At 64.2% G+C, this 18,495-nt stretch carries 16 protein-coding genes; 13 read left to right on the forward strand and 3 right to left on the reverse strand.

The genetic code is table 11. From position 1 onward, the window contains the following. Nucleotides 1-37: 37 nt before the first annotated feature. Nucleotides 38-1,168, reverse strand: a complete 1,131-nt coding sequence (locus V4R08_RS14495; protein WP_335580000.1) for a site-specific DNA-methyltransferase — start codon at nt 1,166-1,168, stop codon at nt 38-40. A gap of 383 nt (nt 1,169-1,551) precedes the next feature. Here V4R08_RS14495 and ypfJ point away from each other — a divergent pair, with 383 nt between their 5' ends. The 5 genes from ypfJ (at nt 1,552) to V4R08_RS14520 (ending at nt 6,821) form a co-directional block, all read left to right on the forward strand. After that, nucleotides 1,552-2,475: a KPN_02809 family neutral zinc metallopeptidase gene (gene ypfJ / locus V4R08_RS14500; protein ID WP_335580001.1), complete on the forward strand. Its 924-nt coding sequence runs from the start codon at nt 1,552-1,554 to the stop codon at nt 2,473-2,475. 102 nt (nt 2,476-2,577) lie between these two features. Further along, nucleotides 2,578-3,141, forward strand: a complete 564-nt coding sequence (gene moaB, locus V4R08_RS14505) for a molybdenum cofactor biosynthesis protein B (protein ID WP_335580002.1) — start codon at nt 2,578-2,580, stop codon at nt 3,139-3,141. 62 nt (nt 3,142-3,203) lie between these two features. Continuing rightward, entirely contained in the window at nt 3,204-4,367 is a 1,164-nt protein-coding gene (locus V4R08_RS14510; protein ID WP_335580003.1) for a PA0069 family radical SAM protein, read from the forward strand. 112 nt (nt 4,368-4,479) lie between these two features. Continuing rightward, nucleotides 4,480-5,208: a ribonuclease HII gene (gene rnhB / locus V4R08_RS14515; protein ID WP_335580004.1), complete on the forward strand. Its 729-nt coding sequence runs from the start codon at nt 4,480-4,482 to the stop codon at nt 5,206-5,208. Nucleotides 5,209-5,312: 104 nt separating this feature from the next. Next, complete coding sequence (locus tag V4R08_RS14520) at nt 5,313-6,821, forward strand: glycosyltransferase family 39 protein (RefSeq protein ID WP_335580005.1); 1,509 nt, start codon at nt 5,313-5,315, stop codon at nt 6,819-6,821. A gap of 11 nt (nt 6,822-6,832) precedes the next feature. Here the strand turns inward: V4R08_RS14520 and V4R08_RS14525 are convergent, their stop codons facing one another. Beyond that, nucleotides 6,833-7,702 (reverse strand): uracil-DNA glycosylase, encoded by an 870-nt coding sequence (locus tag V4R08_RS14525; RefSeq protein ID WP_335580006.1) that lies wholly within the window; start codon nt 7,700-7,702, stop codon nt 6,833-6,835. A 190-nt stretch (nt 7,703-7,892) separates the two neighbouring features. Between V4R08_RS14525 and V4R08_RS14530 the strand changes: the two genes are divergently transcribed. The 5 genes from V4R08_RS14530 (at nt 7,893) to V4R08_RS14550 (ending at nt 14,347) form a co-directional block, all read left to right on the forward strand. Further along, nucleotides 7,893-9,554: an electron transfer flavoprotein-ubiquinone oxidoreductase gene (locus V4R08_RS14530; RefSeq protein ID WP_335580007.1), complete on the forward strand. Its 1,662-nt coding sequence runs from the start codon at nt 7,893-7,895 to the stop codon at nt 9,552-9,554. Between the two features lie 196 nt (nt 9,555-9,750). Further along, complete coding sequence (locus V4R08_RS14535; protein ID WP_335580008.1) at nt 9,751-11,532, forward strand: tetratricopeptide repeat protein; 1,782 nt, start codon at nt 9,751-9,753, stop codon at nt 11,530-11,532. Between the two features lie 136 nt (nt 11,533-11,668). Next, a complete protein-coding gene (locus V4R08_RS14540) occupies nt 11,669-12,586 on the forward strand; it encodes a 4-(cytidine 5'-diphospho)-2-C-methyl-D-erythritol kinase (protein WP_335580302.1) in 918 nt (305 codons plus the stop codon). 429 nt (nt 12,587-13,015) lie between these two features. Continuing rightward, nucleotides 13,016-13,870, forward strand: coding sequence for a 23S rRNA (adenine(2030)-N(6))-methyltransferase RlmJ (locus tag V4R08_RS14545; RefSeq protein WP_335580303.1), 855 nt, complete (start codon nt 13,016-13,018; stop codon nt 13,868-13,870). Nucleotides 13,871-14,131: 261 nt separating this feature from the next. Beyond that, nucleotides 14,132-14,347 carry a cold-shock protein gene (locus V4R08_RS14550; protein ID WP_335580009.1) on the forward strand — a complete coding sequence of 72 codons (216 nt, stop codon included), beginning with the start codon at nt 14,132-14,134 and terminating at the stop codon, nt 14,345-14,347. A 155-nt stretch (nt 14,348-14,502) separates the two neighbouring features. On the opposite strand, the gene V4R08_RS14555 is transcribed toward V4R08_RS14550, so the two are convergent. After that, nucleotides 14,503-15,123 carry an outer membrane protein gene (locus V4R08_RS14555; RefSeq protein ID WP_335580010.1) on the reverse strand — a complete coding sequence of 207 codons (621 nt, stop codon included), beginning with the start codon at nt 15,121-15,123 and terminating at the stop codon, nt 14,503-14,505. Nucleotides 15,124-15,397: 274 nt separating this feature from the next. Here V4R08_RS14555 and uvrC point away from each other — a divergent pair, with 274 nt between their 5' ends. The 3 genes from uvrC (at nt 15,398) to moaD (ending at nt 18,475) form a co-directional block, all read left to right on the forward strand. Next, the gene (uvrC, locus tag V4R08_RS14560) at nt 15,398-17,473 is read left to right on the forward strand and encodes an excinuclease ABC subunit UvrC (RefSeq protein WP_335580011.1); all 2,076 of its coding nucleotides are present in this window, start codon (nt 15,398-15,400) and stop codon (nt 17,471-17,473) included. Between the two features lie 136 nt (nt 17,474-17,609). Beyond that, on the forward strand, nt 17,610-18,227 hold the full coding sequence (gene pgsA / locus V4R08_RS14565) for a CDP-diacylglycerol--glycerol-3-phosphate 3-phosphatidyltransferase (protein ID WP_335580012.1): 618 nt from the start codon (nt 17,610-17,612) through the stop codon (nt 18,225-18,227). Beyond that, nucleotides 18,224-18,475 (forward strand): molybdopterin converting factor subunit 1, encoded by a 252-nt coding sequence (gene moaD / locus V4R08_RS14570; protein WP_335580013.1) that lies wholly within the window; start codon nt 18,224-18,226, stop codon nt 18,473-18,475. The genes pgsA and moaD overlap by 4 nt, the downstream gene beginning before the upstream one ends. Nucleotides 18,476-18,495: the final 20 nt, after the last annotated feature.

Here is an 18,495-nt window from a genome sequence, read left to right on the forward strand (position 1 = left end):
GCCGACCGCTGTCAGATCGGAATTCGAGCCAAAGGCTTCAGCCCGCCGCCATCTCGCTGCGGATCTCGGCGCGCAACTCGTCGATCAGCTTGAGGCCGTTGCTGGTTTCGACGTGCCAGAAGGTCCAGCCGTTGCAAGCGCCCGCACCTTGCGCCACCGCGCCGATGCGGTGAATCGATCCGACCTTGTCGCCGAGCATGATGGCGCCGTCGGCGCGCACCAGCGCGCCATGACGCTTCTTGGCGTCGACGAGTTTCGCGCCGGGCGAGATCATGCCGCGCTCGATCAGTTCGGAGAACGCCACGCGGGGCGCTTCGCGCGCGGTCATGAACGGGGCGAGGGTGGCTTCCGGGAGCGGTTCGACCGCCGCGATGCGTTTCTCGGCGGCGGCGGCGTAGGTCCGGTCGCGCTCGAAGCCGATGTAGTTGCGGCCGAGACGCCTGGCGACGGCGCCTGTGGTGCCGGTGCCGTTGAACGGATCGATGACAAGATCGCCGGGCCTTGACGACGACAGCAGCACCCGCGCCAGCAGGCCCTCGGGCTTCTGGGTCGGATGAACTTTCCTGCCGTCCTGGTCCTTCAGCCGTTCGTTGCCGGTGCACAGCGGAATCAGCCAATCTGATCGGGCCTGCACGTCCTCGTTGGAGGCTTTCAACGCCTCGTAATTGAACGTGTAGCCCTTGGCGTTCTCGTCGCGCGCGGCCCAGATCATGGTTTCGTGGGCATTGGTGAAGCGACGGCCGCGGAAATTCGGCATCGGGTTGGTCTTGCGCCAGACGATGTCGTTGAGGACCCAGAAGCCGAGGTCCTGCATGATCGCGCCGACCCGGAAGATGTTGTGATACGATCCGATCACCCAGATGGTGGCCGACGGCTTCATGACGCGGCGGCAGGCGAGCAGCCAGGCGCGGGTGAAATCGTCGTATGCCGCGAAGGACGAGAACTTGTCCCAGTCGTCGTTGACGGCATCGACGTGCGATTCGTCGGGACGCTTGAGATCGCCCTTGAGTTGCAAATTGTAGGGTGGATCCGCGAACACCAGATCGACCGATCCGGATGGAAGCTTCGACATCCCGGCGACGCAGTCGCCAACGATGATGCGCGAAGCGGGAGAGTCAAATTTGGTGCGGGGCGCCCTTGCAGACGCCCCGCGACGCGACACACCCATGACTCGACTACTCTGACTCAGGCGACGCTGTCGGCGACGCGGGACCTAACAACCGACTGGCGTTACAGTGACCTGCCAAAGTAAAAATCGACTTAACTGCAGGACATCTTTCGTTTGATGCAGATGCGTTTTCGCAACCTGGTGCGCAGACCGACATCGTTTTCGATGACCGATATCGTTTCCGATTCATGTGCGCGGTTGCGGTCGCTGCGCTTCATCGTCGGCGCCGGTCGGGGTATCGCCGCGTTCCCGGGACGCGACTATCAAATTCACTCCACTAGGCAATTATTGCCGGGCAGGCTATTGATAAACGAGGTGGAAATTTTACGTTGGTGTCGCCCTTGCGGCGATGTCACGATCGATCGGACACGAGGACGAACGCCATGCGTTATGACGATTTTCGCCGCAGCGACAACATCGACGACCGTCGCGACGACGGCGGCGGCATGGGCGGAGGGGGTGGATTCGGAATGGGACGCGGCGGCCTCGGCGTCGGCACCATTCTGGTGCTCGGCCTGGTCGGCTACGCATTCGGCATCGACCCGCGCATCCTGATCGGCGGCGCGGAAATCCTGACCGGCGGCCAGGCACCGACCCATCAGACCGGCAGCCGCTCGTCGTCCGGCAAGGCCGGTGCGCCGTCCGACGAAATGGGCAGCATGATCTCCGGCGTGCTCGGCGAAATCGACGACCGCTGGAGCGAAATCTTCGCGGCTAGCGGTCAAAAATATCACGGTCCGCGAATCGTGCTGTTTCGCAACGTCACCAACGGCGGACGCTGCGGCATGGCGCAGTCCGCGATGGGTCCGTTCTATTGCCCGCCGGACAAACAGATATTCCTCGACACCAATTTCTTCAAACAAGTGGAAACGCGCTTCCATGGCTGCTCGGGCAACGCCTGCAAGTTCACCGCGGCCTACATCATTGCGCACGAGGCCGGGCACCACATTCAGAACCTGCTCGGCATCCTGCCGCGCGTGACGCGATTGCAGCAGCAGGCCAACAGCAAGGCCGAGGCGAACGCGCTGCAGGTGAGGGTCGAATTGCAGGCGGATTGCCTTTCCGGCGTCTGGGTCAATCGCGAGGAGAAGAAGCGTCCTGGCTTCCTCGAAGCAGGCGATATCGACGCGGCGCTGACCACGGCGTCGGCGATCGGCGACGATACGCTGCAGCGGCAGGCGACCGGCCGTGTGGTGCCAGACTCGTTCACGCACGGTTCGGCGGCGCAGCGCAAGCGCTGGTTCATGACCGGCTACCAGCAGGGCACCGTGCAGGCCTGCAATACCTTCGCGACGGATCGTTTGTGAAGGCACAGTTCAATCCGTCATTGCGATGCTACGCGTCGCCCTTGAGTTCCTCGCAATGTGACGGTGAGGTTGCCTCAAAGCGAGCGCGAAGGAATTAGGTCCATGCCCTCCATCGACGAGACAAAGCCCTTCATCCCGCTCAACATCGCGGTGCTGACCGTTTCCGACACGCGCTCGCTCGCCGACGACAAGTCGGGCACGACGCTGGCGGAGCGGTTGACCGCCGCCGGTCACAAGCTCGGCGCGCGCGAGATTGTCACCGACGACGTCGAGGCGATCCAGATCCTGGTGAGAAAATGGATCGCGGACGCGGGCATCGATGTCGTCATCACGACCGGCGGAACCGGGTTCACCGGGCGCGACGTCACGCCGGAGGCCGTCGAGCCGCTGTTCGAGAAGCGGATGGATGGCTTCTCGATCGTTTTCCACATGCTGAGCCACGCCAAGATCGGCACCTCGACGATCCAGAGCCGCGCCACCGCCGGCACCGCTGGCTCGACTTTCATCTTCTGCCTGCCCGGCTCGCCGGGAGCCTGCCGCGACGGCTGGGACAGTATCCTCGCCCACCAGCTCGATTACCGCTCGCGTCCCTGCAACTTCGTCGAGATCATGCCGCGACTCGATGAACACCTGCGCCGCCCGAAGGCCAAGGGCGCGTCGGCCTGACGGCTCTTAAGAACGTCGGGTTATGTTCTTGATTTGTTCTGTTCAGGTGCTATAGTCTCGCCATGAGCAGAGCATCTTCTGTTGCCCTCGGGCACCCGCCGATCACGCCGCCCCCCGGATCGGCGGGTGCCGTGTCGCCTTTTACCGGGCTTGAGGTCGCCATCGACCGCGAGCGGCGGAGGGGGCGCGGCGCGCAATCCAACGTCAGCGGCCGCTACGAGACTGAGGCGCGGACAGCCTTCGACGATGGCTGGCAGAGCCTCGACGAGCTGCCACCGTTCAAGACCACGGTCGCCGTCGATGCCGCGCGAAAAGTCATCACCGGCAACGACTCGCCCGACATCGGCTTCGACCGCTCGATCAATCCCTATCGCGGCTGCGAGCATGGCTGCGTCTACTGTTTCGCGCGGCCCAGCCACGCCTATCTCGGCCTGTCGCCGGGGCTGGATTTCGAATCGAAGCTGTTCGCGAAGCCGGACGCCCCGGCATTGCTGGAGAAGGAACTGGCCGCGGACGGCTACGAACCGAAGATGATCGCGATCGGAACCAACACCGATCCCTACCAGCCGATCGAGCGCGACCAGAAGATCATGCGCGGCATCCTCGAAGTGCTGGAGCGCACCTCGCATCCGGTCGGCATCGTGACGAAATCGGCGCTGGTGACGCGCGATATCGACATCCTGTCGCGCATGGCGAAGCGCAACCTCGCCAAGGTGGCGATTTCGGTGACCTCGCTCGATTCCAGGCTCGCGCGTTCCATGGAGCCGCGGGCATCGACGCCCATGAGGCGGCTGGAAGCGCTGCGAATGCTGTCGGAGGCCGGCATTCCGACCACCGTGATGGTGGCGCCGGTGATCCCGGCTCTGAACGATTCCGAGATCGAGCGGATTCTGGATGCCGCTGCCCATGCTGGCGTCAGGGAAGCGAGCTATGTGCTGCTGCGCCTGCCGCTCGAGGTGCGCGATCTGTTCCGCGAATGGCTGATGGCGAACTACCCCGACCGCTACCGCCATGTCTTCGCGCTGATCCGGGACATGCGCAATGGCCGCGACTACGATTCGCAATGGGGCGCGCGGATGAAAGGCGCCGGGCCGATGGCGTGGATGATCGGTCGCCGCTTCGAGATCGCCTGCGAAAAGCTCGGCCTCAACAAGCGGCGTTTGAGACTGACGACGGACCATTTCGCGAAGCCGAAACGCAGCGGGCAGCAGTTAAGTCTGTTCTGAACCGAACTTCCGCCGTGGCGACGGCCCGCGAATCGCGGAACCGGGGCGCGGACAGCGGGCATAAATGCATTTCGGGATTGTCTTGAGGCCGTTCCGTCCGCACCATCCCCGAATGATTCGGGAACCATCCAGAGACAAGCCAGGAAAATCGCCGGCCATCGCCCCGAGCTTCCGGCATGAGCGCGCGCTCATCAAGCGCGGCGTCTGGCCGGTCGCGGGTTGCGACGAGGTCGGGCGCGGGCCGCTGGCGGGTCCGGTGGTAGCCGCGGCGGTGGTGCTCGATCCGAAGCGTATTCCCAAAGGCATCGACGATTCCAAGCGCCTCACGGCGGCGCGACGCGAGGAATTGTTCGAGGAGATCATCGCAACCGCGTCTTTCGCGGTGGCGTGCGCGTCGACCGCGCGGATCGATCGCGACAATATCCTGCGCGCGTCGCTGTGGGCGCTGGCGCGCGCGGTTCATGCACTGCCGGACATGCCAAAGCATGTCTTCGTCGATGGCCGCGACCGGATCGAGATCGCTTGCGCGTGCGAGCCGGTGATCGGCGGCGATGGCCTCGTGCTGTCGATCGCGGCCGCCTCGATCGTCGCCAAGGTTACGCGCGACCGGCTGATGTGCAAGCTGGCGCAGGACTGCCCCGGCTACGGCTTTGAGAGTCACAAGGGTTATGGCGTACCGGCGCATCTGGAGGCGCTCGGCCGTCTCGGACCGAGTCCGCATCATCGCAGCTTCTTCGCGCCGGTGGTTGCAGCACGCGAACGTCACCGCGCGCCACCGATCGGGGAGAGCGCCTCTGTGAGCGAAACATCGGGCGGGATATCGGTCGAGGCGGCGATCTGACCGGTCGGGCCGGTTGCCTCGCCGGCTCGCGCGCCTTATCACTCGCGGGCACCTCACTCACGCGCACCCGGAACTCCGCAAGACCCGCCGCCATCAGGCCCTTCATGCGCTTCACCTCGCTGGTTGTCGAACTGATCCGCGCCCGGCCGCTGCTGGTGTTCTGGATCGTGGCGCTGTTTCAGGCGGCGATCTGGCTGCTGGTGCCGCTGCTGCTGTACCGAGGTCCGCCTGGTGATCTCGCGACGGCGCTGTCGTTCGGCCGGGAATATCAGGTCGGAACGGATCTCGGGCCGCCGCTTGCGTTCTGGCTCGCCGACATCGTCTATCGCGCCGCCGGCAACCACATGTTCGGCGTCTATGTGCTGTCGCAGCTCTGCTTCATCGTTGCATTCCGGGTTCTGTACGAACTGGCGCAGACCATTGTCGGCAGCCAGCAGGCGGTTCTTGCCGTCCTGCTGACCATGACGGTCACCGCGTTCGGGGCACCCGGCCTGACATTCGGCCCGCTGGTGCTCGCCTTCCCGCTGTGGGCGTTGCTGCTGCTGCATTCCTGGCAGATCGTCGGGCAGGGTCGCCGCAATGCGTGGTTTGCGCTGTCGATCGAAGCCGGCTTGCTGTTGCTGACCACATGGTCGGCGGTCGGGTTGTTGCTGGCGCTGATCGTGTTCGCCCTGGCGACGGAGCGGGGCCGAAATGCCCTGGAATCGATCGATTGGCTGTTCGCGCTGCTGGTGATCGGGGTGCTCGCGCTGCCTTACCTGATCTGGCTGGTGCGCGCCGACGCACTCGGTGCGCCGCCTTGGCCTGCTTTGGACGAGTTGCACCTGCGGCTATTGCGTTGGGGTGAACTGATCTTCTCACTCATGATCGCGATGGCCGGCCTTGTTTTGCTGATTGTCCTCAATTCCAATCTCGTCAATTGGAGGCCTGAAGACGCGCCGGTGATCGTCCGGCCGCCGGTTGATCCGTTGGCGCAGAATTTCGTCTACGTCTTCGCCCTCGCGCCGGCGCTCGGTGGAAGTCTCGTTGCGGCGCTGTTCGGGGTCGATCACGTCGTCGGAGGCGCGGCAATTGCGCTGTTGATGTCGGGTCTTGCGGTCGTGCTGTTCTCCGGCGAGTTGATTCATCTGCGCCGTCTGCGCGTGCTGCGCGTGGCGTGGCTCGCCGCGGTCGTGGCTCCGGCTCTCGCGGTGATCGCGACGATCGTTGTTCAGCCGTGGTTCGCAAGCACCGAGGTTACGACGTCAATTCCCGCGCCGGCGATCGGCCGTTTCTTCGGCGAGAATTTCCAGCGCCGCACCAATCATCCGCTGCAGGCGGTCGCGGGCGATCCGCAACTCGCGGCCCTCGTCGCACTCGGTCCGTCGCGGCCGCATCTCCTGCTCGACGCGGCGCCTGAGCGCACGCCGTGGATGACGTTTGCGAGGTTCAACGAACTTGGCGGCGTCGTGGTCTGGCGCGCGTCCGATACCGCGGGCACGCCCCCCGACGCCATCGCCAAGCGGTTTCCGGGCATCGTTCCGGAGATTCCGCGCGCGTTCGAGCGCCTCGTCAACGGCCGGCTGCCCTCGTTGCGGATCGGCTGGGCCATCGTCCGGCCGAAAGCGCCGTGACGCCAGATCGATCAAGCCTGCGCTGACTGCTCCAGCGCCATATCTTCCAGCGCCTTGGCGATGGCGCGCAGGTCGAGCCACGCCAACCGCTTGGAGGACGGCGACCGCAGCAGGTATGCCGGATGGAACGTCGCCATCGCGCGGATCGTTCGTGTGCCGGTATCGTAGTCGAACCATTTGCTGCGGGTCTTCATGATTCCCTCGCGGGTCGGCAGCAGCGCCTGCGTCGACGGGTTTCCGAGCGTGACCAGCACGTCGGGGTTCACCAGTTCGATCTGGCGCTGGATGAACGGCAGGCAAATCTGGGTTTCCTGCGGCGTTGGCGTCCGGTTGCCGGGCGGCCGCCATGGAATGACGTTGGCGATGTAGACGTCGCTGCGCTTGAGGCCGATCGCCGCGATCATGCGGTTGAGAAGCTGGCCTGAACGGCCGACGAACGGCAGGCCCTCGATATCCTCGTCGCGTCCTGGCGCCTCGCCGACGAACATCAGGCGCGCTTGCGGATTGCCGTCGGCGAACACCAGCCGCGACGCGGTGAATTTCAGCGCGCAGCCGTCGAAGCTGTCGAGCAATGTCCGCAACGCTTCGAGCGAGGGTGCGGTGCGCGCGGCCTCGCGCGCGGATTCGATGGCAATCTCCGGAGGCGGCGCGATCCCGGCGCGAGGCGCTGCCGTGACCGCGCGGTTTGGCGGCTGCCGCGCCGGAACGGGAGCGGTTCCGGCCGGCGCCACGACCGGCCGGTCGGGGGTGGCCAAATCGAGGACGGCCAAGTCGGGGGCGGACAGGCGGTCGACCGGTTCATCCCCCAGCGCACAATCCACCCCGGCCTCGAGATAAAAGGTCATAAGTTCTCGGACGGTGGGTGCGTGATCGGAGGTCATGGTGGCATGCATGCATACAAGGTTTTTGGGTTTTGCCGAAAATTAACCTGGACAGGACTCTGCATGGAACGCCGAAAGGGGCGCTTTCCATGGTTGTTCTCGGGAAAAAAATCGGAAACAACAAGCTTTGAGACGGCCAAGCCTTGGGAAACATTACAGACCCAAAGGTCGCCGGTTGCGGAAGCAGATCATGAGCAGCGACGAATTGCCGCCCCGTGAATCGATGGATTTCGACGTCGTCATCGTCGGCGCGGGACCGTCGGGCCTGTCGGCGGCGATTCGGCTCAAGCAGCTCAATGCCGATCTCAGCATCGTCGTCGTCGAAAAGGGGTCCGAGGTCGGCGCGCATATTCTGTCCGGCGCGGTGATCGATCCGGCCGGGCTCGACGCCCTGGCGCCGGACTGGCGCGACGACGCCGACTGCCCGCTCAAGACCAAAGTCAACGACGACCGATTCTACTGGATGACGCGGGGAGGCGCGATCCGGTTGCCCAACGTCCTCATGCCGCCGCTGATGAACAATCATCGCTGCTACATCGGCTCGCTCGGCAGCGTCTGCGGCTGGCTTGCGCAGAAGGCGGAAGCGCTCGGCGTCGAGATCTATCCCGGCTTCGCCGCCGCCGAAGTACTTTACGACGACAGCGGCGCGGTCCGCGGCATCGCGACCGGCGACATGGGCGTCGCGCGCGACGGATCGCACAAGAGTTCCTACGTGCGCGGCATGGAACTGCGCGGCAAGTACACGCTGTTCGCTGAAGGCGCCCGCGGCAGCCTGTCCAGGCAGTTGATCGCCAGATTCGGACTCGACAAGGCCAGCCAGCCGCCGAAATTCGGCATCGGCCTCAAGGAAGTCTGGCAGGTCGATCCGGCCAGGCACCGGAACGGGCTGATCCAGCACTCTTTGGGCTGGCCGCTGAACAGTTCCACCGGCGGCGGCTCGTTTCTCTATCACTACGACGACGATCGCGTCGCCGTCGGCTTCGTCGTGCACCTGAACTATGACGATCCGTACCTGTCGCCGTTCGAGGAATTCCAGCGGTTCAAGACCCATCCCGCGATCCGCGGCGTGTTCGAGGGCGGCAAGCGGCTCGCCTACGGCGCGCGCGTCATCACTGAGGGCGGCTACCAGTCGGTGCCGCGCCTGACATTTCCGGGCGGTGCGCTGATCGGCTGCGCGGCCGGATTCGTCAACGTCCCGCGCATCAAGGGCGTTCACAATGCCATGGGCAGCGCCATGCTGGCCGCGGAGCACGTCGCGGCGGCGCTTGACGCCGGGCGCGCCAACGACGAGATCGCCGGGTACGAGAATGCCTGGCGTGATTCCGCGGTCGGCAAGGACCTGTTCAAGGTCCGTAACGTCAAGCCGCTATGGTCGAAGTTCGGCACCATTGCCGGCGTGGCGCTGGGCGGCCTCGACATGTGGACCAACACGCTGTTCGGGTTCTCGCTGTTCGGCACCCGGTCGCACGCCAGGCCGGACGGCAAGACGCTCGATCCAGCCACGGCCCACGTGCGGATCGCCTATCCGAAGCCGGACGGCAAGCTGACCTTCGACAAGTTGTCCTCGGTGTTCCTCTCCAACACCAATCATGAGGAGGACCAGCCGGTTCATCTGAAGGTCGCCGACATGGCCCTGCAAAAGACCTCGGAGCACGACGTCTATGCCGGACCGTCGAATCGCTACTGTCCGGCGGGCGTCTATGAGTGGGTCGAGGACACGGCCGGCCCGCGTTATCAGATCAACGCCCAGAACTGCGTCCACTGCAAGACCTGCGATGTGAAGGATCCCAACGGCAACATCACCTGGGTTGCACCCGAGGGCGGCGGCGGACCTAATTATGAGGCGATGTGACCACAATCTCGTGAGAGCCTGACGGCATGGCGTTCTGCGGCGGCCACGATGCCGCCACAGTAGAGGTGCTTTCGCAAAGACACTCGCGCAAACCTGACGCGAATGTTAGAAGCGGATCGTGCAATGCTGGCGATCCGGTTGCGCATCGAGATCGCCTGAAGGTCGTGCCGTGAAACCTGGAGCTACGCGAATCCCGATGTTGTCCATTCGTTTCAATCGCCTGGCGATGGCCGTTGCCGCCGCGACGTCGTTAGTGCTGTCCGGTCCGCTGGCGGCTCAGACACCCGAGCATCCGACCGACACCGCGCAGTTTCCCAGTGCCCACGATTTGCGCACCATGACGAGGGCGGGCAGCTATCTCGCCGCGCGCCATGCCAGCGTGGAGCGCGACGCCAAGTCCGCGGCGGCGTTCTATCGCTCGGCGCTGCGCACCGATCCGAAAAACAACGAGCTTCTGGACCGCGCGTTCATCTCGTCGCTGGCCGAGGGCGAGATCGCCGCCGCCGTGAAACTCGCCGACCGCATCCTGACCGTCGACAAATCCAATCGCGTCGCCCGGCTGGTCATCGGCGTCCATTACCTCAAGCTGAAGAAGTACGCCGCCGCCCGGAAGAACATCAATCAGTCCGTCCGCGGGCCGATCACCGATCTGGTGGCGACGTTGCTGTCGGGCTGGGCCGACTATGGCGCCGGCAACGTCAAGCAGGCTGTCGCCAATATCGACAAGCTAACCGGCCCGGAATGGTATCCAATCTTCAAGGACCTGCATTCGGGGATGTTGCTCGATCTTGCCGGCCGGGAAAAGGACGCCGGCGTACGCCTTGAGCGTGCCTATAAACTCGACGACTCCGCGCTCCGCGTTGCCGATGCCTATGCGCGGTGGCTGTCGCGCAACAAGGACGACGCAGCGGCTCTGGCGGTGTATGAGTCGTTCGACAAGAAACTGGCGCGGCATCCGCTGATTCTGGAAGGCATCAAGGAGACCAAGGCCGGCAAGAAACTGCCGCAGCTCGTCAGTTCGCCGCAAACCGGCGCCGCCGAAGCTCTTTACGGCATTGGCGCGTCTCTGACCCGGCGCGGCGGCGAGGATCTCGCGCTGGTCTATCTGCAACTCGCGCTTTATCTCGCGCCCAATCATCCGATGGCGCTGTTGTCGCTCGCCGACCTCTATGAATCGGTGAAGAAGCCGGAGATGGCGATCGGCGTCTATCAGCGCGTACCTGCCAATTCGCCACTGAAGCGCAATGCGCAGGTTCAACTCGCGACCGACCTCGATGCCGTCGATCGCAGCGACGAGGCGATCAAGATTCTCAAGGATGTCACGGAGCAGGACCCGAAGGACCTTGAAGCTATCATGGCGCTCGGCAACATCGAGCGCGGTCACAAGAAGTTCGCCGATTGCACAAAGACCTACGCCAAAGGCATCGACGTGATCGCCGAGGCGAAGGACAAGCCGAACTGGGTCTACTACTATTTCCGTGGCATCTGCGAAGAGCGGTCGAAGAACTGGGACAAAGCGGAAGTCGACATGAAGAAGGCGCTCGAGATTCAGCCCGAGCAGCCGCACGTGTTGAACTATCTCGGCTACTCCTGGATCGATCGCGGCCTCAACCTCGACGAAGCCATGAAGATGATCAAGCGCGCCGTCGATCAGCGGCCGGACGACGGCTATATCGTCGACAGCCTTGGCTGGGCCTATTACCGCATCGGTAACTACGAGGAGGCGGTCAAGACGCTCGAGCGCGCCATCAACCTCAAGCCGGAGGATCCGACGGTGAACGATCACCTCGGCGACGCTTACTGGCGCGTTGGGCGGACGCTGGAGGCGAAATTCCAGTGGGCCCATGCGCGCGATCTGAAGCCGGAGCCGGACGAGCTGCCGAAGATCGAGGCCAAGATCGAAAACGGCCTGCCGGCGGACGAAACCCCGGCGGCTGCGTCGGCGGACAAGAAAAAGGAAGACGGCAAGGGCGGCTGAACGCACGGCGAAACGGCTCGCGCCTTCGGTCCGATCAAGATGTCTCTGTCGCTTCCGTTTCCCTTGCGGATCGCGAGGCCGAACGCAATCGCAAAAATCATTTGATTCGTGCGCGTTTTTGGATTTGACATCGGCCATGATCGTCACCGGCGCCATGAACATGAAATCGACCGAACCGGCGCTGAGCGAGACCGCGCGCGCCAAGGTCAACCTGACCCTGCGGGTGGTGGGCCGGCGCGCCGACGGTTTTCACGATCTCGAAAGCGTGGTCGCGTTTGCCGATTGCGTCGACCGCCTCACCCTGACGCCGGGCACGGAGCTGTCGCTCGTCGCCGGTGGCCCGGGCGCGCAGGAGTGCGGTCAAACAGCCGACAATCTCGTTCTCAAGGCGGCGCGGCTGCTCGGCGAGAGGGTCACAAACCTGAAGACGGGCGTTTTCGCGCTGGACAAGCATTTGCCGGTCGCGGCCGGCATCGGCGGCGGCTCGGCGGATGCGGCTGCGGCGTTGAGGCTGCTGGCGAGGGCCAACGGCATTGCGATCGGTGATCGGCGCTTGATTGAAGTGGCGCGACTGACCGGCGCCGATGTGCCGGTTTGCGTCCGTTCGGAAGCCTGCGTGATGACGGGTGTCGGCGAGACCCTGCAGCCGTTGGGTTTGCCGGCGATGCCGGCCGTGCTGGTCAATCCGCGCGTTCCCGTCGCCACGAAGGACGTTTTCGCCGCGCTCGGCCTTCGGAAAGGCGAACTGCACCTCGGCGTCTCCGATGTGATCGAAGCGATCGTGTGGCCGAAGACCGGGGCGCCGACGGACGATTGGCTGGCCATGCTGGCGGACGGCACCAACGATCTCGAAGCGCCCGCGATCCGCGTTCAGCCCGTGATCGGCGAGGTGCTCGCGAGGCTACGGGCAACCGGCGCGCGGCTGTCGCGGATGTCTGGCTCGGGCGCGACGTGTTTTGCGATTTTCGGCAACGAGGCCGACGCGCGTCGCGCCGCGCAAACGATCCGGCTCGATCGTCCGCAATGGTGGGCTCATGCGGGGACGCTGAGCTAGAGCCTTTTCGTTTCTGATGGAATCAGAAGCGGGCTCTATGATTTTGTTTGACGCGTTTTCTTCACGCGAACCGGTGCCCATCCTCGGGTCAAGCCCGAGGACATGCTTCGCTCGAAAACGCGCTCTATGTGCGGTCAATCGAGGTTCGTCGCAGCGGGCGCTCGCCTCCTCGAAAGCGCGAGGCGAGCCAACATGGTTGCTGTCGTCCCCGCGAACGCGGGGACCCATATTCCGTGTCGTTGCAATTGAAGAACAATGTCATGCCCGTGCGTCGGGGATCTCTTCGCCGCGTCACTGACGTCAGGGGGTATGGGTCCCTGCGTTCGCAGGGACGACCAAGGGATGAGACGCTCCGCATACCCGTCGTCCCCCGGCAAGGCCGTTGCGCATGATGGGTTACTTTCATTGCGGGATGGCGTAACCAGCGCCATGAACTACCGCCATGCCTTCCACGCCGGTAACTTCGCCGACGTCATCAAGCATATCGTGCTGGTCCGCATCCTGACCTATCTGCACGAGAAGCCGGCTGCGTTCCGCGTCATCGACACCCATGCAGGCGCCGGCGTTTACGATCTCTCCGGCGAGGAGGCGGGACGCGGCGGCGAGTGGCTGACCGGCATTGCGCGGGTGATGCAGGCGCGGTTTTCGGACGCCGCCGGCGCATTGGTCGCGCCCTATCTCGATATCGTCAGGGCCTTCAATCCGCAGCGCGGCCTGCGGTCCTATCCGGGGTCGCCGCTGATCGCACGCGCTTTGCTGCGGCCACAGGACCGGTTGGTCGCGTGCGAACTCGAACCCGTCGCCCGCAAGCACCTGATCGGCGCGCTGCGCCGCGACGCCCAGGCAAACGTCGTCGATCTCGACGGCTGGGTGGCGCTGCCGGCTTTCGTGCCGCCGAAGGAACGGCGCGGGCTGGTGCTGATCGATCCGCCGTTCGAGCGCAAGGACGAGTTCGAACGGCTCGCCGGCGGATTTGCCGGAGCCTTCGCGAAATGGCCGACCGGCAGTTACCTGCTGTGGTATCCGGCGAAAAGCCGCCGGACTGCGGACGATCTGGCCCGCAGGGTCGGCGCTGCCACCGGTGGCGGGGCCGACAGATGCCTGCGGCTGGAATTCAGCGTGGCGCCGCAGACCGCGGACGGGCCGCTCACCTCGGCCGGGCTCCTGATCGTCAACCCGCCGTGGACGCTGATGGCCGAGTTGAAGGCCATCCTTCCCGAACTGGAGAAGCCGCTGGGTCAGGGCGGCGCCGCCAGGTTCAGGCTCGATGCGATCCGGGGCTGAGGCATTCCCGTTTTGAAAGGTCCTATTTCGTCGTAGTCAGTTCGAAGGGAACCGTATTAAGCTGCCGCCGTTGCGACTGGCTTTACGTTCCGCTTCCGCGAATGGAGGTGGCTAAGTGACAACGCCATCTGATGCGTCACCTGTCGAAACAGGCTTCGTTGTCGGTTATGGCCGTGACGGCCGTGTTGTCTGGAAAGTGAATGTCCGGTCGAGTCGGCGCGCGGGGGCGCGGCGGCGCAGCAAGGGGAGAGGAGTCTGCCCATGTCCATGACTGGAACGGTCAAGTTCTTCAACGGGGAGCGCGGCTACGGCTTCATCAAGCCCGACGATGGCGGCCGCGATGTCTTCGTTCATATCACGGCTGTGGAATTGGCCGGATTGACGGAACTGTCCGAAGGACAGCGCATCACGTTCGAGGTCGAGCCGGACAAAAAGGGCAAGGGCCCCAAGGCGGTCAATCTCGTGCTCTCGTCCTGATCTCGTTCTGACCTGGGCCTGCAAGGCGCGGCGTTCGTGCTGCGAAAGGTGCGTCAAGCGCGGCTGCGCTCGCGATGGACGGCGACACGTTGCCATCACGAAAAATCCCGGCCGCGAACGGCCGGGAGTTAAAAGCGTGGTTGTTGTTGTTCTTGTTAGAAGTGATAGTTCACGCCGGCGCGGACCAGTCCGAACTGGTAGCTGTTGGGAGCGGCGGTGATCGTGAAGTTGCTGCTCGACAGGTCGACGTAGAGATATTCGACCTTCGCGGTCCAGTTCTGGTAGATGCCGAATTCGGCGCCGACGCCCACGGTCCAGCCCGCATTGGTGTGGGATTCCGACAGGCCAAACGTTTCAGCGCGCAGTGCGCCGAAGGCAAGGCCGCCGGTGCCGTAAACCAGTACGTTGTTGAAGGCATAACCGAGGCGGCCGCGCACCGTGCCGAACCACGGATTGGAGAATTTCCACGGCGCAAAGGTATCGTCGGCGGCACTGGCCTGGATGTCGCCTTCGAGACCGAACACCAGCGGCCCGCTCTGCCAGTTGTAGCCGGCCTGCACGCCGCCGAACACGCCGTCCGGCCTGGTGGCGCTGTTCTGGACGCTGCCCCAGGCATAACCGAGGTTGCCGCCCAGATACGGGCCCGCCCAGCTATAGGCGTTGAGCGGCTGATTGACGGTATAGGGCGAGCGGTAAGAGAAATCCGCGGCCTGCGCGGTGCCGATCAGCGCCATTGATGCCACGGCTGCCAATGCTGCGATCGTTGTCTCGCTCATTTCGACTCTCCAACCCGCTATCGTCGTTCCCGCCGGGACTGCCGGGACATCGCAACCCGATCCATAGGGTTACGAAATCCCAAATCCCGTACGTAGGATTTATCGAAAGTTTTAAGTTAAACGGTTCTTAAGACGGCGCCGCCGCCGTCTGTTGTTCTTAAAAAAGTGTTACCGGCATGGCGGCGCGGGGAACCGGCGACACGCTGCCTCGCCGTGCGGCCAACTCGGCGCCCCGCCGCTGGCATCGGCCGGTTTCATCGCTTAACTGAGGGATATGACGACCGATTCCTCCGATCCCGCAAAGCCGGCCGGACCCGGACACCTGCCTGGTTCCGGGGCGGACACGCAGCCAGGGGGGCTGGCGACGGGACAGGATGTCGATCCCGCAACCATCGAGACCGACGAGGACGACGAGGCGCGGCTGCCCGATGTTCCGGACGAGCTTACCGATGCGATCGCGGAGGGGCCGCTCGCGGTCGGCCGCGCGGCCATCGCGCACGCCGTTCGCCATGCGCCGACCTCGCCCGGCGTCTATCGCATGATGAACGCCGCGCGCGACGTACTCTACGTCGGCAAGGCCAAGAACGTGCGCAAGCGCCTGTCGTCCTATGCGCGGCCGACCGGCCAGGTGATGCGCATCGCGCGCATGATCGCGGCGACGTCCACCGTCGAGATCGTGTCGACCGGGACCGAGACCGAGGCGTTGCTGCTCGAAGCGAACCTGATCAAGCAGTTGCGGCCGCGCTTCAACGTGCAGCTTCGCGACGACAAGTCGTTTCCCTACATCCTGATCACCGGCGACCACTGGGCGCCGCAAATCCTCAAGCATCGCGGCGCGCAGTCGCGGCCGGGGCGCTATTTTGGACCGTTCGCGTCCGCGGGCGCGGTCGGCCGCACCATCACCGCCCTGCAGCGCGCGTTCCTGGTGCGCTCCTGCACCGACTCCTTCTTTGAAAGCCGCACGCGGCCGTGCCTGCTGTACCAGATCAAGCGCTGCGCCGGCCCTTGCACAGGCGAGATCGACTTTCCCGGCTATACGGCGCTGGTTCGCGAGGCGACGGACTTCCTGTCCGGCCGCAGCCGCGCCGTGAAAGAGGATCTGGCCCGCGCGATGGAGCAGGCCTCCGACGATCTTGCTTTCGAGCGCGCGGCGCTCTACCGCGACCGGCTGGCCGCGCTGTCGGCGATCCAGTCGCAGCAGGGGATCAACCCACGCACGCTCGAAGAAGCCGACGTGTTCGCGATCCACCAGGAGGGCGGCTATTCCTGCGTCGAGGTATTTTTCTTCCGCACCGGGCAGAACTGGGGCAACCGAGCCTACTTTCCGCGCGCGGAAAAGTCGTTCACGCCGGAGGAGGTGCTGGGCGCGTTCCTCGCGCAGTTCTACGACGACAAGCCGCCGCCGAAGCTGATTTTGGTCTCGCACCGGATCGAGGAGGGCGAATTGCTGGCCGATGCGCTGTCGGTCAAGGCCGGTCACAAGATCGGGGTTTTGACGCCGCAGCGCGGCGAAAAGAAGGAACTGGTCGCGCACGCGCTGACCAATGCGCGCGAGGCGCTGGGCCGCAAGCTGGCGGATACCGCCACGCAGTCGCGGCTGTTGCAGGGTTTGGCGTCTACCCTCGGCTTGCCGCAGGCGCCGCGACGCATTGAGGTCTACGACAACAGCCACATCCAGGGCACCAATGCGGTCGGGGCGATGATCGTCGCCGGCCCCGAAGGCTTTCTGAAAAACCAGTATCGCAAGTTCAACATCCGCTCCGAGGGTCTGACGCCCGGCGATGACTACGCGATGATGCGTGAGGTGCTGGAACGCCGTTTCAAAAGATTGCTGACGCAGAAAGCCGCGACCGATCCGGACAAGGCCGACGAGTCGGATAAGGATGCGGTGCCGCAATGGCCGGATCTCGCGATCATCGACGGCGGCCTCGGCCAACTCAATGCCGCCAGAGGGATTTTCGATGCGCTGGGGTTGAGTCAGGTCGCGCTGATGGCGGTCGCCAAGGGTCCCGACCGCGATGCCGGCCGCGAAACCCTGTTCCTGCCGGATCGCCCCGCCATCAAGCTCGAACCGCGCGATCCCGTCCTGTATTTCATCCAGCGGCTGCGCGACGAGGCGCATCGATTTGTCATAGGATCGCATCGCAAGCTGCGCAGGAAAGACATCCGCGAAGCCGGGTTGCAGGAGGTTCCCGGTATCGGCCCGGCGCGCAAGCGCGCGCTGCTGCATCATTTCGGGACCCTGAAGGAGATCGAGCGCGCCTCGGTTGCAGACCTCGGCAAGGTTCCGGGCATCAGCGCGGAAAGCGCCCGCAAAATCTTCGATTTTTTCCACGCCCGGCCGGGGTGAGGGTGGATTTTGTAATGATAGTCGGTGGTTTTTTTCGTATTAAGATCAACGGATAAGGTTGCCGCAGCCGCGAAGTCGGCAAATTGCGCTGCGCGGCCGGTTGACGTTCGCGCCATGACAGTATTGGTAAGACAAAATGACCACCGTAACCAGCCAGGCGACTGCGAGGCCTATGCTGTCGCTTCCGAATATTCTCACCTTTGCCCGGATTGCCGCGATCCCCGTGGTGGTGGGCTGCGTCTATGCGCAGTCGATCATGGACGGGCCGTTGCGGCTGCGCTGGGTGGCGCTGGGAGTGTTCGCCGCGGCCGGCCTCACCGATTTCCTCGACGGCTACTACGCCCGAATCTGGGATCAGCAGTCGGCCTTCGGCAAGATGCTCGATCCGATCGCCGACAAGCTCCTGGTTGCATCCTGCCTGCTGATGCTGGCGGCGGACGGCATCATCCATGGCTGGACATTGTGGGCGGCGATCGTGATCCTGTGCCGCGAGATTCTCGTGTCGGGACTGCGCGAATATCTGGCGGGATTGCGTGTCAGCGTGCCCGTGACCAAGGTCGCGAAGTGGAAAACCACGGTGCAACTGGTGGCGATCGGTTTCCTGCTGGCGGGCGAGGCCGGCGATCTGATATTTCCGTTCGTGACCCAGATCGGACTTCTGCTGTTGTGGATCTCCGCAATCTTCACCATCTATACCGGGTGGGACTATTTCCGCGCCGGCATCCACCACGTCATCAAGGAGGATGAAAAATGAAGGTGCTGTATTTCGCCTGGGTGCGCGAACGGGTCGGCAAGGCCGAGGAGGCGCTCGATCCGCCGCCGGCAGTCGCGACGGTTGCCGATCTGATCGCGTGGTTGTCGCAGCGAGGCGATGAATATGCCCATGCGTTCGACAAACCGAAGGTGATCCGCGCCGCAATCGACCGGATGCACGTCAAGCAGGATACGACGATCGCGGGTGCAAACGAGATTGCCTTCTTTCCGCCGATGACCGGCGGCTGATCTGTCAACGACGGCGCCAT

The sequence above is a fragment of the Nitrobacter sp. NHB1 genome (assembly GCF_036964665.1).
In the GTDB taxonomy this organism is placed as follows: Bacteria; Pseudomonadota; Alphaproteobacteria; order Rhizobiales; family Xanthobacteraceae; genus Nitrobacter.

Coding starts and splice junctions, on each gene's coding strand:
- moaB (WP_335580002.1), top strand. CDS start 2,578: ATGCCCTCCATCGACGAGACAAAGCCCTTCATCCCGCTCAACATCGCG.
- V4R08_RS14540 (WP_335580302.1), top strand. CDS start 11,669: ATGATCGTCACCGGCGCCATGAACATGAAATCGACCGAACCGGCGCTG.
- V4R08_RS14495 (WP_335580000.1), bottom strand. CDS start 1,168: ATGGGTGTGTCGCGTCGCGGGGCGTCTGCAAGGGCGCCCCGCACCAAA.
- V4R08_RS14510 (WP_335580003.1), top strand. CDS start 3,204: ATGAGCAGAGCATCTTCTGTTGCCCTCGGGCACCCGCCGATCACGCCG.
- V4R08_RS14555 (WP_335580010.1), bottom strand. CDS start 15,123: ATGAGCGAGACAACGATCGCAGCATTGGCAGCCGTGGCATCAATGGCG.
- V4R08_RS14530 (WP_335580007.1), top strand. CDS start 7,893: ATGAGCAGCGACGAATTGCCGCCCCGTGAATCGATGGATTTCGACGTC.
- V4R08_RS14545 (WP_335580303.1), top strand. CDS start 13,016: ATGAACTACCGCCATGCCTTCCACGCCGGTAACTTCGCCGACGTCATC.
- V4R08_RS14525 (WP_335580006.1), bottom strand. CDS start 7,702: ATGACCTCCGATCACGCACCCACCGTCCGAGAACTTATGACCTTTTAT.
- uvrC (WP_335580011.1), top strand. CDS start 15,398: ATGACGACCGATTCCTCCGATCCCGCAAAGCCGGCCGGACCCGGACAC.
- V4R08_RS14535 (WP_335580008.1), top strand. CDS start 9,751: ATGTTGTCCATTCGTTTCAATCGCCTGGCGATGGCCGTTGCCGCCGCG.
- pgsA (WP_335580012.1), top strand. CDS start 17,610: ATGACCACCGTAACCAGCCAGGCGACTGCGAGGCCTATGCTGTCGCTT.
- V4R08_RS14550 (WP_335580009.1), top strand. CDS start 14,132: ATGTCCATGACTGGAACGGTCAAGTTCTTCAACGGGGAGCGCGGCTAC.
- V4R08_RS14520 (WP_335580005.1), top strand. CDS start 5,313: ATGCGCTTCACCTCGCTGGTTGTCGAACTGATCCGCGCCCGGCCGCTG.
- ypfJ (WP_335580001.1), top strand. CDS start 1,552: ATGCGTTATGACGATTTTCGCCGCAGCGACAACATCGACGACCGTCGC.
- rnhB (WP_335580004.1), top strand. CDS start 4,480: ATGATTCGGGAACCATCCAGAGACAAGCCAGGAAAATCGCCGGCCATC.
- moaD (WP_335580013.1), top strand. CDS start 18,224: ATGAAGGTGCTGTATTTCGCCTGGGTGCGCGAACGGGTCGGCAAGGCC.